Annotated in this window: 10 protein-coding genes; 6 read left to right on the top strand and 4 right to left on the bottom strand. The window is 72.8% G+C overall.

Features of this window, described 5'->3' with window-relative positions; translation table 11 throughout:
* Nucleotides 1–48: 48 nt before the first annotated feature.
* The gene (gene rsgA / locus ABZ641_RS12665) at nucleotides 49–1,158 is read right to left on the bottom strand and encodes a ribosome small subunit-dependent GTPase A (protein WP_359981297.1); all 1,110 of its coding nucleotides are present in this window, start codon (nucleotides 1,156–1,158) and stop codon (nucleotides 49–51) included.
* A gap of 464 nt (nucleotides 1,159–1,622) precedes the next feature.
* On the opposite strand from rsgA, the gene ABZ641_RS12670 reads away from it, so the two are divergent.
* The 6 genes from ABZ641_RS12670 (at nucleotide 1,623) to ABZ641_RS12695 (ending at nucleotide 9,533) form a co-directional block, all read left to right on the top strand.
* The gene (locus ABZ641_RS12670) at nucleotides 1,623–3,299 is read left to right on the top strand and encodes a carbohydrate binding domain-containing protein (RefSeq protein ID WP_344624492.1); all 1,677 of its coding nucleotides are present in this window, start codon (nucleotides 1,623–1,625) and stop codon (nucleotides 3,297–3,299) included.
* 384 nt (nucleotides 3,300–3,683) lie between these two features.
* Nucleotides 3,684–4,787, top strand: a complete 1,104-nt coding sequence (chvE, locus tag ABZ641_RS12675) for a multiple monosaccharide ABC transporter substrate-binding protein (RefSeq protein ID WP_359981299.1) — start codon at nucleotides 3,684–3,686, stop codon at nucleotides 4,785–4,787.
* 83 nt (nucleotides 4,788–4,870) lie between these two features.
* Complete coding sequence (mmsA, locus tag ABZ641_RS12680) at nucleotides 4,871–6,448, top strand: multiple monosaccharide ABC transporter ATP-binding protein (RefSeq protein WP_344624494.1); 1,578 nt, start codon at nucleotides 4,871–4,873, stop codon at nucleotides 6,446–6,448.
* 3 nt (nucleotides 6,449–6,451) lie between these two features.
* The gene (mmsB, locus tag ABZ641_RS12685) at nucleotides 6,452–7,687 is read left to right on the top strand and encodes a multiple monosaccharide ABC transporter permease (protein ID WP_344624495.1); all 1,236 of its coding nucleotides are present in this window, start codon (nucleotides 6,452–6,454) and stop codon (nucleotides 7,685–7,687) included.
* Between the two features lie 135 nt (nucleotides 7,688–7,822).
* Nucleotides 7,823–8,287, top strand: a complete 465-nt coding sequence (locus ABZ641_RS12690; RefSeq protein WP_344624496.1) for an RICIN domain-containing protein — start codon at nucleotides 7,823–7,825, stop codon at nucleotides 8,285–8,287.
* Nucleotides 8,288–8,333: 46 nt separating this feature from the next.
* On the top strand, nucleotides 8,334–9,533 hold the full coding sequence (locus ABZ641_RS12695) for an MFS transporter (protein WP_344624497.1): 1,200 nt from the start codon (nucleotides 8,334–8,336) through the stop codon (nucleotides 9,531–9,533).
* Between the two features lie 76 nt (nucleotides 9,534–9,609).
* On the opposite strand, the gene araA is transcribed toward ABZ641_RS12695, so the two are convergent.
* Genes araA through ABZ641_RS12710 form a run of 3 tightly spaced genes read right to left on the bottom strand, consistent with a single transcriptional unit; the run spans nucleotide 9,610 to nucleotide 13,582 of the window.
* Nucleotides 9,610–11,118 carry an L-arabinose isomerase gene (araA, locus tag ABZ641_RS12700; protein ID WP_359981303.1) on the bottom strand — a complete coding sequence of 503 codons (1,509 nt, stop codon included), beginning with the start codon at nucleotides 11,116–11,118 and terminating at the stop codon, nucleotides 9,610–9,612.
* A gap of 14 nt (nucleotides 11,119–11,132) precedes the next feature.
* Nucleotides 11,133–11,810, bottom strand: coding sequence for an L-ribulose-5-phosphate 4-epimerase (locus ABZ641_RS12705; RefSeq protein WP_344624499.1), 678 nt, complete (start codon nucleotides 11,808–11,810; stop codon nucleotides 11,133–11,135).
* Entirely contained in the window at nucleotides 11,807–13,582 is a 1,776-nt protein-coding gene (locus ABZ641_RS12710; RefSeq protein ID WP_359981305.1) for a ribulokinase, read from the bottom strand. Before ABZ641_RS12710 ends, ABZ641_RS12705 begins: the two co-directional genes overlap by 4 nt.
* Between the last annotated feature and the right edge of the window lie 718 nt (nucleotides 13,583–14,300).

Consider the following 14,300-nt stretch of genomic DNA (forward strand, 5'->3'; position numbering starts at 1 on the left):
CCGAGCCGTCCGGCCGCCGGGCCCGGCGGGGCCCGGCGGCCTCCCGGCTCAGCGGGTGCGGCGCGGGTCGCGCCGGGTGGGGCTCGACGAGCCCCGCATCGACTTGGTGACGGCCTTCCACTTCCTGGCCCGCTCGGCGGCGACCCGGGCGTCGCTGCGCGAGGCGATCCACTCGTTCTCGCGCTGGAGCTTGAGGTAGCTGTCCATCCGGCGCTGCGGCAGCGTGCCGTCCTCCAGCGCGGCGGCGACCGCGCAGCCCGGCTCGGAGCGGTGGCTGCAGTCGTCGAAGCGGCACCGCTCGGCGATCGCGGCGATGTCGGCGAAGGCGAGGTCGACGCCCTCGCCGCCGTACAGGCCGACCTCGCGCAGCCCGGGGGTGTCGATGACCACGCCGCCGTCCGGCAGCGGGATCAGCTCCCGGGTGGTGGTGGTGTGGCGGCCCTTCTCGTCGACCGAGCGGGTCTCCTGGACGGCCATCGCGTGCCGGCCGGCGAGGGCGTTGGTGAGCGTGGACTTGCCCGCGCCGGACTGGCCGACCAGGGCGGTCGCGCCGGGCAGGTGGGCGCGCAGCTCGTCCATGCCCTCGCCCGTCTCGGCGCTGACGGTGAGCACGGCGGCGCCCGGGGCGATCTTCTCCACGTCCTCGCGGATGAAGTCGGCGTCGTCGACCAGGTCGGCCTTGGTGAGGACGACCAGCGGGACGGCGCCGCTCTCCCAGGCGAGGGCGAGGAAGCGCTCGATCCGCCCGAGGTCCGGGTCGGCGGCGAGCGAGACCGCGATCATGACGGTGTCGACGTTGGCGGCGAGCACCTGGCCGTCGGAGCGGCCGCCCGCGGTCTTGCGGACGATCGCGGTGCTCCGGCCCAGCAGGGCGGAGACGGTGGGCAGGGGCTGCGCGGCGAGGTCGACGGCGGCCCAGTCCCCGGTGCAGGGGCACTTGACCGGGTCGGGGTCGCCGACCGGCCGGGTGTCGGCGCGGACGGTGCGCAGCTCGCCGGACTCGGGGTCGGCGAGCAGGACGTCGCACTGGCCGCGGTCGACGCGGGAGATCAGGGCGGGGGTGAGCCCCGCCTCGGCGTAGAAGGCGAACTCGGCTGCCCTGTCCTCGTTCCAGCCGTGGGCGGAGAGCGGGAGGGCGGCGGAGGTGGAGCTGGTCACGGTGGGGTGGGCCCTTCGGCGAGGGTGGCCCCGGCGGTGCGCGCCCGACGGCGCGTCAAGGAGTCGTGGAAGTCAGCCGGTGGCCACGGGGGTGGGAGTGAACGACGTACGGACGCGGGCAGCGTCCAGCGCAGCGACGGTCATCACGGTCCTCACCTCCGGGTGTGCAGGGCTGGCACGACGGGGGGACGGCCCTCGGCGGGCCCTCCCGAACGGCACCACGGTAGCCACGGCCGGCGGGGCCGCGCCAGCGAATATTTCCGCGGCTGCGCGGGGGCTCGGCCGCCGGTCCCGGGCGGTCCCACCTGGGAGGGTGCCGTGCCGGGCCAAGTGCGGTTCCGCCGATGGGCGTTGACGGGCCCTTGACACCCGATATTGGTCTAGTCCATCTTGGCGGTGCACGCGGCCTGCACGGCTCCCCCGCACCCCTGCGGCCGCAACCCCCATCCCCCACTGGAGGTCCTGTGCGTTCCCGCAACCGCCTCGTGGCGGCGCTCGGCGCCGTCGCGCTGGGCTCGGCCGCGGCCGTCGCCCTGCCCGCTACGGCCCAGGCGGCCAACCTGCTCACCAATCCCGGCTTCGAGAGCGGCACGCTCAGCGGCTGGTCCTGCACCGGCGGGCTCGGCTCGGTGGTGGGCTCCCCCGTCCACTCCGGCAGCAAGGCGCTCGCCGCCGCGGCGAGCGCGAGCGACACCGCGCAGTGCACCCAGACCGTCTCGGTGCAGCCCAACACCACGTACACGCTGTCCGGCTGGGTCCGCGGCAACTACGTCTACCTGGGCGTGACCGGCGGCGCCTCCACCTGGACGCCGTCCGCCGCCTCGTACCAGCAGCTGTCGGTGACCTTCACCACCGGCGCGAGCCAGACCAGCGCGCAGATCTTCACCCACGGCTGGTACGGCCAGGGCACCTACTACGCCGACGACATCAGCCTGGACGGCCCGGGCGGCGGCGGGGGCGGCGGCGACACCCAGGCGCCGACCGCGCCGGGCGGACTCGCCGCGACCGGCACGACCTCCTCGACCGTCTCGCTGTCGTGGAACGCCTCCACCGACAACGTCGGCGTGACCGGCTACGACGTCTACAGCGGCTCGAACGTGGTGGCCAGCAGCACCGGCACCTCGGCGACCGTGACCGGCCTGGCCGCGAGCACCTCCTACACCTTCACCGTCAAGGCTCGGGACGCGGCGGGCAACACCTCGGCCGCCTCCAACGCCGTCTCGGCCACGACCGGCTCCGGCGGCGGGGGCGGCGGCACCGGCTTCAAGCAGGCCGCGCCCTACCTCTACATGGGCTGGGGCGAGCCGCCGTCCGCGACCACGGTGATGAGCGCCACCGGCATCAAGTGGTTCACCATGGCGTTCATCCTCTCCTCGGGCGGCTGCAACCCGTCCTGGGACGGCCAGCGTCCGCTCACCGGCGGCGTCGACCAGCAGACGATCAACGCGATCCGGGCGGCCGGCGGCGACGTCGTCCCGTCGATCGGCGGCTGGCAGGGCAACAAGCTCGGCCCGAACTGCGCCACCCCCGAGGCCCTGGCCGCCGCCTACCAGCAGGTGATCAGCGCGTACGGGCTGAAGGCGATCGACGTCGACATCGAGAACACCGACGAGTTCGAGAACACCGTCGTCCAGGACCGCATCCTCGGCGCCCTGAAGATCGTCAAGCAGAACAACCCGGGCCTGCGGACGATCCTCACCTTCGGCACCGCGACCACCGGCCCGACCTACTACGGCAACCGGCTGATCGAGCAGGCGAAGGCGCTCGGCGCCGACATCGACGTCTTCACCATCATGCCGTTCGACTTCGGCGGCGGCGCCGACATGTACGGCAGCACCGTCAGCGCGGCGAACGGCCTGAAGAACAAGCTGAAGTCGACCTTCGGCTGGGACGACGCCACCGCCTACGCCCACGTCGGCATCTCCGGCATGAACGGTCTCTCGGACAACCAGGAGACCACCACGCCGGCGACCTGGACGAGCATCCGCGACTGGGCCAACACCAACCACATCGCCCGCCTCGCCTTCTGGTCGGTCAACCGCGACCGGCCGTGCGCCGGCGGCGGCGTGGCCGAGAACTGCTCCGGCATCAACCAGAACAACTGGCAGTTCACCTCGATCACGGCCGGCTTCACCGGCTGACGACCGCAGGTCCGCAGAACCGCGAGGCAGCAGAACCGCAGGTCCGCAGAGCCGCCCCCGCCCACCGGCGGGGGCGGCTCCCGTGCGTCCGGGCAGCCTCTCCCGGGCAAATTGTTAGCGCTAACAGTCCGCCCGTCAAGCAGCCTGCACAGCGCTTCCATATCTATGCCCGCACGTGACCCGATGGTGACTCCAGCCCCTCTTGACGGGCTTCTTGTGAGCGTTAACACTCAGGTAACGCCAGGCCAGGGCCCCGGACAGGGACCTGACCGAACCGGTCGGCCCCCTGGCGCCCACCCCTGCTCGACACCTGCCCCCGAACCACCGCTCGACCGACCCGGCGCTCCCCGCCCGCCCCGGTCGCGGCACACCCCTGGAGGAACTGTGCGGAAGCTCTCTACGGCCCTCGCCGCGGCCGGTCTCGCGCTGTCGCTGGCGGCCTGCGGCCAGAGCGCCAACGGCGTCGGCGACGGCGACGGCGCGTCGAAGGACGGCGCCAAGGGCGGGCTGGTCGGCATCGCCATGCCGACCAAGTCCTCCGAGCGCTGGATCAACGACGGCAACAACATGGTCAAGGAGTTCCAGGGCAAGGGCTACAAGACCGACCTGCAGTACGGCGACAACGTCGTCGAGAACCAGGTGTCCCAGATCGAGAACATGATCACCAAGGGCGCCAAGCTCCTGGTCGTCGCCGCGATCGTCGGCTCCTCGCTCACCGACGTGCTGCAGAAGGCCGCCGACGCCCACATCCCGGTGATCTCCTACGACCGGCTGATCCGCGGCACCAAGAACGTCGACTACTACGCCACCTTCGACAACTTCAAGGTCGGCGTGCTGCAGGGCACGTACATCGCCGACAAGCTCGGCCTCAAGGACGGCAAGGGCCCGTTCAACGTCGAGCTGTTCGCCGGCTCGCCCGACGACAACAACGCGCAGTTCTTCTTCAACGGCGCGATGAGCGTCCTCAAGCCGTACGTCGACAGCAAGAAGCTCGTCGTGCAGAGCGGCCAGACCGCCTTCAACCAGGTCGCCACGCTGCGCTGGGACGGCGGCGTCGCACAGTCCCGGATGGACAACCTGCTGAGCAAGTCCTACACGAGCGCCCACGTGGACGCGGTGCTCTCGCCCTACGACGGCATCTCGATCGGCATCCTCTCCTCGCTCAAGGGCGTCGGCTACGGCAGCGCCGGCAAGGCGCTGCCGATCGTCACCGGCCAGGACGCCGAGCTGGCCTCGGTGAAGTCGATCATCGCGGGCGAGCAGACCCAGACCGTCTACAAGGACACCCGCGAACTCGCCAAGGTCGCCGTCCAGATGGGCGACGCGGTGCTCACCGGCGGCAAGCCGGAGACCAACGACACCACCCAGTACGACAACGGCGCCAAGGTCGTCCCGGCCTACCTGCTGCAGCCGGTCAGCGTCGACAAGGAGAACTACGCCAAGGTCCTCGTCGACGGCGGCCAGTACACGGCCGACCAGCTGAAGTAGCCCCGGGCCCGCACGGGCCGCCGACCCGGCGGCGGGGCGGGACCGCCCCCGCCCCGCCGCCCCCAGAGATACGGAAGCACCCCATGGCCGGACCTGTCCTCGAGATGCGTTCGATCACCAAGACCTTCCCCGGCGTCAAAGCCCTCTCCGACGTCGAGCTCAGCGTCGCCGCCGGGGAGATCCACGCGATCTGCGGCGAGAACGGCGCCGGCAAGTCCACCCTGATGAAGGTGCTGAGCGGCGTCTACCCGCACGGCAGCTACGAGGGCGAGATCCTCTTCGAGGGCGAGCCCTGCCGGTTCAAGGACATCCGGGCCAGCGAACAGCGCGGCATCGTGATCATCCACCAGGAGCTCGCCCTGGTGCCGTACCTGTCGATCGCCGAGAACATCTTCCTCGGCAACGAGCACGCCACGCGCGGCATCATCAGCTGGCACCGGACGCTCACCCACGCCGCCGCCCTGCTCAAGCGGGTCGGCCTGCACGAGAACCCGCAGACCCGGATCGCCGACATCGGCGTCGGCAAGCAGCAGCTCGTCGAGATCGCCAAGGCGCTCGCGAAGGAGGTGAAGCTGCTCATCCTCGACGAGCCCACCGCGGCGCTGAACGACGAGGACAGCCGCAAGCTGCTCGACCTGATGCTGGAGCTCAAGGCCCAGGGCATCTCCTGCATCATCATCTCGCACAAGCTCAACGAGATCGCCCGGGTCGCCGACTCCGTCACCGTGCTGCGCGACGGCCGCACCATCGAGACCATCCCGGTCGGCGCCGACGGCATCGCCGAGGACCGCATCATCCGCGGCATGGTCGGCCGCGACCTGGAGCACCGCTACCCCGAGCGCACCCCCGCGATCGGCGAGGTCGCCTTCGCCGTCGAGGACTGGACCGTCCAGCACCCGATCGACCACCACCGCAACGTCGTCGACGGCGCCTCGCTGACCGTCCGCGCCGGCGAGATCGTCGGCATCGCCGGCCTGATGGGCGCCGGCCGCACCGAACTCGCGATGAGCGTCTTCGGCCGCTCCTACGGCCGGTACACCGGAGGACGGGTGCTGGTGCACGGCCGGGAGGTCTCCACCCGGACGGTGCCGCAGGCGATCGGCCACGGCATCGCGTACGTCACCGAGGACCGCAAGCACCTCGGCCTCAACCTCATCGACGACATCAGCCGGAACATCACGCTGAGCGCGCTCGGCAAGGTCGCCCGGCGGGGCTGGGTGAACCGGCACGAGGAGACCAAGGTCGCCGAGGCCTACCGGGCGTCGATGAACATCAAGGCGCCCTCGGTGTTCGCCGAGACCGGCAAGCTCAGCGGCGGCAACCAGCAGAAGGTCGTCCTCAGCAAGTGGATCTTCGCCGGACCGGAGGTGCTGATCCTCGACGAGCCGACCCGCGGCATCGACATCGGCGCCAAGGCCGAGATCTACCAGGTGATCGCCGACCTCGCCGCACAGGGCAAGGCCGTGCTGGTGATCTCCTCCGAACTCCCCGAACTCCTGGGCCTGTGCGACCGGATCTACACCATGGCCGAGGGCCGGATCACCGGCGAGGTGGCCCGTGCCGACGCCGACCAGGAGTCCCTGATGCGCCTCATGACCGTGAGCGCCGCCCCGCAGACCGCCGCCCCGCAGACCGCAGCACCCCGACCCGAGCAGGTGTAAGGCATGGCCCAGACCCAGACCACCCCGACGACCCCGCCGGGCCCGGCGGCCCCCGCACGGACCCGCTCCACCGGCGCCGTGCTGGCCGACGCGCTGCGCGGCAACGTCCGCCAGTACGGCATGCTGGTCGCCCTCGCGCTGATCGTGGTGCTGTTCCAGATCTGGACCGACGGCACCCTGCTGAAGCCGCTCAACATCACCAACCTGATCCAGCAGAACGGCTACATCCTGATCCTGGCGATCGGCATGATGATCGTCATCATCGCCGGCCACATCGACCTGTCGGTGGGATCACTGGCCGCCTTCGTCGGAGCGGCGGCGGCGGTGATGATGGTCAAGCACGACCTGCCGTGGCCGCTCGCCCTGGTGCTCGCCCTGCTGATCGGCGCGGTCGCCGGCGCCTGGCAGGGCTTCTGGATCGCCTACATCGGCATCCCCTCGTTCATCGTCACCCTGGCCGGCATGCTGCTCTTCCGCGGCGGCACCCAGATCCTGCTCCAGGGCCAGTCCATCGCGCCGTTCCCCAAGGGCTTCCAGAAGATCTCCAGCGGCTTCCTCCCCGAGGTCGGCCCGCACACCAACTACCACAACCTGACCCTGCTGCTCGGCCTCGGCGTGCTCGCGATCGCCGTGCTGCAGGAGGTCCGCGGCCGCCGCCAGGCCGCCTCCTACGGCCTGGAACTGCTGCCGGTCGGCTTCTTCCTCGCCAAGCTCGCCGCGATCACCGCCGCCGTCCTCGTCTTCACCCTGCTGCTCGCCAGCTACCACGGCGCCCCCATCGTGCTGCTGATCCTCGGCGCGCTGCTGGTCGGCTTCGGCTACCTGATGCGGAACTCGATCATCGGCCGGCACACCTACGCGATCGGCGGCAACGAACCCGCCGCAAAGCTCTCCGGCGTGAAGAGCAAGCGGGTCGTCTTCCTCGCCTTCGTCAACATGGGCGTGCTCGCGGCCCTGGCCGGCCTGGTCTTCGCCGCCCGGCTCAACGCCGGCACCCCGCAGGCCGGCATCAACTTCGAACTGGAGGCGATCGCGGCGGCCTTCATCGGCGGCGCCTCCGCCTCCGGCGGCGTCGGCACGGTGCTCGGCGCGATCATCGGCGGCCTGGTCCTCGGCGTCCTGAACAACGGCATGTCCCTGGTCGGCGTCGGCACCGACTACCAGCAGGTCATCAAGGGCCTGGTGCTGCTCGCCGCAGTCGGCTTCGACGTCTGGAACAAGCGCAAGGTCGGCTCCTGACCCCGACCCCGCGCGAACGGCTCCGCCCGGTGTGTGTGCGCACACCGGGCGGAGCCCTTTCCGTCGGTGCCGGCGCGTAGCGTGGACCTCCGAGGACGGCCGCACCCGGGCGGCCGGGCGGCGGCGGGACACCACATGGGCGGAGCACGGTCGGGCGGGTCGGCGCACGGGCCGGTGACGGAGGGCCGCTACCGGCTGCGCAACGTCGGCAGCGGACTGCTGCTGGAGATCGCCGGCGGGCGCGGCGGCAGCGGGGCGAAGGCCCGGCACGCGGCCGACGACGGCAGCGAGGCCCAGGTCTGGCGGGTGTCGCCGGTGCATCCCGGGGCGGGCCTGTATCACCTGGAGAACGCCGCGAGCGGCAAGCGCCTCGACGTCATGGGTGCCCGCACGGAGGACGGGGTGCCGATCCAGCAGTGGTCGCCGAACGGCTTCGGCGCCCAGGAGTGGTTGTTCGAACGGCACGTGGACGCACCGGGCACCTTCACGGTGGTCGCGGTGATCAGCGGCAAGGCCGTGGAGGGCTGCGCGGACGGCTCGGTGCGCCAGCAGGAGGACGCCGACACACCCGCGCAGTGGTGGCGGCTGGAGCCCGCCTGACGCGCGCCCCCGCGGGCCGGTGGCGCCGGGCCCGTACCGTGGGCGCATGAGCGATCGTCAGAGCGGCCGTCCGGCCGGCGCCAAGGCGTACCTGGCTGCCTCCGGCGTCTTCGCGGTCTGCATGGCCGGCACCACCCTCCCCACCCCGCTGTACTCGCTCTACCAGGAGGAGCTGGGCTTCTCCGAGCTGGTCGTCACGGTGGTCTTCGCGGTGTACGCCTTCGCGGTGATCGGGGTGCTGCTGGCGTTCGGCAACGTCTCGGACACCGTGGGCCGCAGGCCGGTGCTGCTGGCCGGGCTCGGCTTCGCGGCGCTGAGCGCCTTCTGCTTCCTGTTCGAGGGCGGGGTGCCGCTGCTGTGCCTGGGCCGGCTGATGTCGGGTCTCTCGGCGGGCCTGTTCACGGGGACGGCGACCGCGTACGTGCTGGAGCTGGCGCCGGCCGGCCGGGAGGGCCGGGCGGCGTTCGCGGCGACGGCGGCGAACATGGGCGGCCTGGGGCTGGGCCCGCTGCTGTCGGGCGTCCTGGCCGAGTACGCGCCGGATCCGCTGGTGCTCCCGTTCGTGGTGCACCTGGTGATGGTGGCGGTCGCGACGGGCGTGCTGCTGGCCCTGCCGGAGTCGGTGGCGGGGGCGAAGGGGCTGTCGGCGGCGCGGGTGAAGGCGCCGAGCCTGCCGCCGGAGGTGCGCGGGGTGTTCGTGCCGGCGGGGGTGGCGTCGTTCGCCGGGTTCGCGCTGCTGGGGGTGTTCACGGCGGTGTCGCCGGCGTTCCTGGCGCAGACCCTGGACGTGCACAACCGGGCACTGATCGGCCTGATCGTCTTCGCGACGTTCCTGGCGTCGACGGGCGGCCAGTTGGCGGCCGGGTCGCTGGGCGCGCGGCGGGCGCTGCCGCTGGGCTGCGCGGTGCTGCTGGTGGGGTTGGCGCTGCTCGGCGGCGCGCTGTTGGCGGAGCTGCTGGCGCTGCTGGTGCTGAGTGCGCTGGTCGGCGGTTCGGGCCAGGGGCTGGCGCTGCGCGGTTCGGTGGGTGCGGTGGCTGCCGCGGCGCCCGCGGAGCACCGGGCCGGGTCGATCTCCTCGCTGTTCGTGGTGGCGTACACCGGGATCTCGATCCCGGTGATCGGCGTGGGTGTGCTGTCCGAGCCGGTGGGGCTGGAGGACGCGGGGGTGGTGTTCATCGTCTGCATGGCGCTGCTGACGGTCTTCGCCGGGCTGTACCTGCTGCGCCGCCCGGTGCCGAGCCGCTGAGGGCGGACGCGGACGGGCCCGCACCCCCGCGGGACGCGGAGGCACGGGCCCGTCGGGCACGGCCGGTGAGCGGGGCTCAGAGGGCCTTGGCGAGGCGGTGGTAGGCCTGGTTCCAGCGCAGTTCGCGGGTGAAGCGGCGCATGGTGGTGTCGGCGTCGACGAGGACGAGTTCGACGGAGAGCATCTCGGCGAGGTCGTCGAGCTCCTCGGCGCCGAGGGCCCGGGTGAGGACGGTGTGGTGGGGCCCGCCGGCGGTGAGCCAGGCCTCGGTGGAGGTGCGCAGGTCGGGGCGGGGCTTCCAGACGGCGCGGGCGACCGGCAGGTGGGGCAGCGGCTCGGTGGGGGCGACGACGTCGACCTCGTTGGCGACGAGGCGGAAGCGGTCGCCGAGGTCGGCCATGCCGACGACGACGGCGGGGCCGGGTTCGGCGTCGAAGACCAGGCGGACGGGGTCCTCGCGGCCGCCGATCGACAGCGGGTGGATCTCGCAGGAGGGGGTGGCGGCGGCGATGGTCGGGCAGACCTCCAGCATGTGGGCGCCGAGGATGAGTTCCTGGCCGGGCTCCAGGTGGTAGGTGTAGTCCTCCATGAAGGAGGTGCCGCCGGGCAGGCCCGCGGCGGCGGTCTTGAGGGTGCGCAGCAGGACGGCGGTCTTCCAGTCGCCCTCGCCGCCGAAGCCGTAGCCGTCGGCCATCAGGCGCTGGACGGCGAGGCCGGGGAGCTGGCGCAGGCCGCCGAGGTCCTCGAAGTTGGTGGTGAAGGCGCCGAAGCCGCCGTCGGTGAGGAAGGTGCGCAGGCCGAGTTCGATGCGGGCGGCGTAGCGGAGCGAGTCGTGCCGGTCGCCGCCGGCGCGGAGTTCGGGGGCGAGCCGGTAGAGCTCGTCGTACTCCTTGACGAGGCCGTTGACGTCCTCGTCGGTCGCGGCGTCGACGGCGGTGACGAGGTCGTTGACGCCGTAGGTGTTGACGGAGACGCCGAGGCGCAGCTGGGCCTCGACCTTGTCGCCCTCGGTGACGGCGACGTCGCGCATGTTGTCGCCGAAGCGGGCGAGCCGGAGGGTGGCGAGTTCGGCGCGGCCGGCGGCGGCGCGGGCCCAGGAGGCGACGCGGCGGACGACGGACGGGTCGCTGGCGTGGCCGGCGACGGTCTTGCGGGCGACGCCCAGGCGGGACTGGATGTAGCCGAACTCGCGGTCGCCGTGGGCGGCCTGGTTCAGGTTCATGAAGTCCATGTCGATGGTGGACCAGGGCAGCTGCCGGTTGGCCTGGGTGTGCAGGTGGAGCAGGGGCTTGCGCAGGGCGTCGAGGCCGGCGATCCACATCTTGGCCGGGGAGAAGGTGTGCATCCAGGCGATCAGGCCGATGCAGGAGTCCTCGGCGTTGGCGTCGAGGCAGGTGCGGCGGATCGCGGCGGCGTCGGTGAGGACGGGCTTCCAGACGATGCGGACGGGGATGCCGCCGTCGGCGGAGAGCGCGGCGGCGACCTCGCGGGACTGCTCGGCGACCTGGCGCAGGGTGTCGTCGCCGTAGAGGCCCTGGCTGCCGGTGAGGAACCAGATCTCGCGGGTGTCGGCGGGGTGCGTCATGGGGTGGTTCTCCTTCACCGGGCCGCGGGCGCGGTCTGCTGGCCGTAGACGTTCTGGTAGCGGTGGTTGAGGTGGTCGATGTCGGCCTGGGCGATGGGCTGGGGTTCGCCGAGCTGCCGGGAGATGTGGACGGTGCGGGCGACGTCCTCGCACATGACGGCGGCCTTCACGGCGGCCTTGGCGTCCTTGCCGATGGTGAAGACGCCGTGGTTCTTCATCAGGACGGCGGGCGAGCGGTGGCCGCGCAGGGTGTCGACGATGCCGCGGCCGATGGAGTCGTCGCCGATGAGCGCGAACGGGCCGATCGGGATCTCGGCGCCGAACTCGTCGGCCATGGCGGTCAGGACGCAGGGCACGGCCTCGCCGCGGGCGGCCCAGGCGCTGGCGTAGGTGGAGTGGGTGTGGACCACGCCGCCGACCTCGGGCATGTGGCGGTAAACGTAGGCGTGGGCGGCGGTGTCGGAGGACGGGTTGTGCTCGCCGGCCACGACGGTGCCGTCGAGGTCGCAGACGATCATGGCCTCGGGGGTCAGCTCGTCGTAGGCGACGCCGCTGGGCTTGATGACCATCAGGTCCTCGCCGGGGATGCGGGCGGAGACGTTTCCGGCGGTCCAGACGACGAGGTCGTAGCGGACCAGTTCCTGGTGGAGGTCGCTGACCTGGCGGCGGATCAGATCGATCGGGGAGCTCATCGGTCCTCGCTGGTGCGGTGGGCGGTCAGGGCGGCGTTGCGGATGGCGCGCAGGCGGTGCAGCTGCTTGCCGGGGCCGGTGCCGAAGTGGTCGTGCAGGGCGCGGTACTCGGCGTACAGGGCGTCGTAGGCGTCGGCGCGGGCCTCGTCGGGCAGGTACGCATGGCGGTGGACCCGGCCCATCACGGCCGCGGCCGTCCGCACGTCGGGGTGGGCGCCGGCGGCGACCGCGGCGTGGATCGCCGAGCCGAGCGCGGGGCCCTGCTCGGAGGCGGCGAGCGAGACGGGGCGGCGCAGCACGTCGGCGTAGATCTGCATGAGCAGGGCGTTCTTCTTGAGGCCGCCGGCGACGACGAACTCGGTGACGGGGACGCCGCCCTCCTCCAGTGCCTCGACGATGGTGCGGGTGCCGTAGGCGGTGGCCTCCAGCAGCGCCCGGTAGACCTCTTCGGGGCGGGTGGCGAGGGTGAGGCCGACGATCACGCCGGACAGGTGGTGGTCGACCAGGACGGAGCGGTTGCCGCCCATCCAGTCGAGGGCGATCAGGCCGTGGCCGCCGACCGGCTGGTCGGCGATCCTGCGGCTGAGGAGCTGGTGGAGGTCCTCCCCCGTCGCCTCGGCCTCGGCGAGGTACTCGGCGGGCACGCCCTGGCGCAGCCACCAGGCGAAGATGTCGCCGACCGCGCTCTGGCCGGCCTCGTAGCCGTAGGAGCCGGCGACGATGCCGCCGTCGACGACGCCGCAGATGCCGGGGACGTCGGCGAGGGCGGCGCCGTTGACGACGTGGCAGGTGGAGGTGCCCATGATGGCGAGCAGTTGGCCGTTGTCGACGGCGCGGGCGGCGGGGGCGGCGACGTGGGCGTCGACGTTGCCGGCGGCCACCGCGATGCCCTCGGGCAGGCCGGTCCAGGCGGCGGCCTCGGCGGTCAGCGAGCCGGCCCGGCTGCCGAGCGGGAGCAGCGGGTGCTCCAGGCGGGTGCGGGCGAAGTCGGCGAAGCCGGGGTTCAGCGCGGCGAGGTAGTCCTCGTCCGGGTAGGCGCCGTCCTGGTGGATGCCCTTGTAGCCGGCGGTGCAGGTGTTGCGGGTCTCGGTGCCGGTGAGCTGCCAGACGATCCAGTCGGCGGCCTCGATCCAGCGCTCGCAGGCGGCGTAGACCTGCGGGTCCTCCTCCAGCACCTGCAGGGCCTTGGCGTACTGCCACTCGGCGGAGATCCGCCCGCCGTAGCGGTGGATCCACTTCTCGCCGCGGGCGTGGGCGAGGGCGTTGATCCGGTCGGCCTGCGGCTGGGCGGCGTGGTGCTTCCACAGCTTGGGCCAGGCGTGCGGGCGGGCGGCCCACTCGGGCAGCTCGGCGAGCGGGGTGCCGTCGGTGCGGACGGGCAGCACGGTGCAGGCGGTGAAGTCGGTGGCGATGCCGATGACGTCGGACGCGTCCACGCCGGAGGCGGCGAGCGCCTCGGGGACGGCGGTGCGCAGCACCTCGCGCCAGTCCTCGGGGTGCTGCAGGGCCCAGTCGGGGGGCAGCGGGCGGCCGGTGCCGGGCAGGCGCTCCTCGATGACGGCGTGCGGGTAGCCGTGGACGGCGGTGGCGATCTCCTCGCCGTCCCGGACCCGGACGACGACGGCGCGGCCGGAGAGCGTGCCGAAGTCGACGCCGACGACGTAGCGGTCGCCGCCGGCGGGCTCGGCCGCACCGGTCGGCCCGGTGCCGGGCGCGCTGCCGGCCTGCTCGGTGCCGGTCTGCTCGGCCCGGGTGGGGGGCGTCTCGGTCACTGTCTCATCCTTCGTACGGGGGTGGGGAGTTCGGGCCGGCCGCCGGCTGGTCCGCACCGTCGCGGGCCGGCGGCCGGCCGATGTTCCGCTGCCTCACCCTCATAAGGAGCGGAACGGCTGCCGCCGGGCCGGGCGGGTCGAAGCGGGGAGACCGCCGGCCGGCGGAGCGGGTGGCCGGGTCGGCCGGCGAGGCCGGGCGACTCCGGATGCTGTGATTGTTAACGTTCACATTTTGGCTGTCAAGGGTGCGGGAACGCACCGGCCGGACGACCACCCGCCCGCACGCCCCCTCCCCCACCGTGCGGCCGCGGCACCTCCGGCGCAGGTCGAACGCACGGCCCGGCCCGGACACCCGATCCCGGGGCGGCGCACGGCACCCGGGGCGGCGCACGGCACCCGGCGGACCGATCACGCAGGTCGAGCCGGTCGCGCCCGAAGCACCGGACGGGCCCGGAACCGGTTCGCACGCCGGGCATGCACGAGGACGGCCGCGGGGCGCACACCCGCACACGGCCGGACGGCCGCGGGGCGCTCAGTCGCCCGCCGCCGGGCTCCACACCACCCCGGGCACCGTCGACCGGCGGCAGGACCACCGTCTCCCGGCCGCCCGGACCTCGGACGACAGGACGGACCGCCGCTGATCACGCAGGGAACTGCGCGCCCACAGCGGGGAGTCGGGCGCGGACCGAGGCCCACCCCCGGCCGCGGCCAGCCCGGC

The organism is Kitasatospora sp. NPDC007106, assembly GCF_040634455.1.
GTDB lineage: Bacteria > Actinomycetota > Actinomycetes > Streptomycetales > Streptomycetaceae > Kitasatospora > Kitasatospora arboriphila.

Excerpts from the sequence above, each read along its gene's own strand:
- mmsA (WP_344624494.1), top strand. The coding sequence starts at position 4,871 with ATGGCCGGACCTGTCCTCGAGATGCGTTCGATCACCAAGACCTTCCCC.
- araA (WP_359981303.1), bottom strand. The coding sequence starts at position 11,118 with ATGACGCACCCCGCCGACACCCGCGAGATCTGGTTCCTCACCGGCAGC.
- mmsB (WP_344624495.1), top strand. The coding sequence starts at position 6,452 with ATGGCCCAGACCCAGACCACCCCGACGACCCCGCCGGGCCCGGCGGCC.
- ABZ641_RS12695 (WP_344624497.1), top strand. The coding sequence starts at position 8,334 with ATGAGCGATCGTCAGAGCGGCCGTCCGGCCGGCGCCAAGGCGTACCTG.
- ABZ641_RS12690 (WP_344624496.1), top strand. The coding sequence starts at position 7,823 with ATGGGCGGAGCACGGTCGGGCGGGTCGGCGCACGGGCCGGTGACGGAG.
- ABZ641_RS12705 (WP_344624499.1), bottom strand. The coding sequence starts at position 11,810 with ATGAGCTCCCCGATCGATCTGATCCGCCGCCAGGTCAGCGACCTCCAC.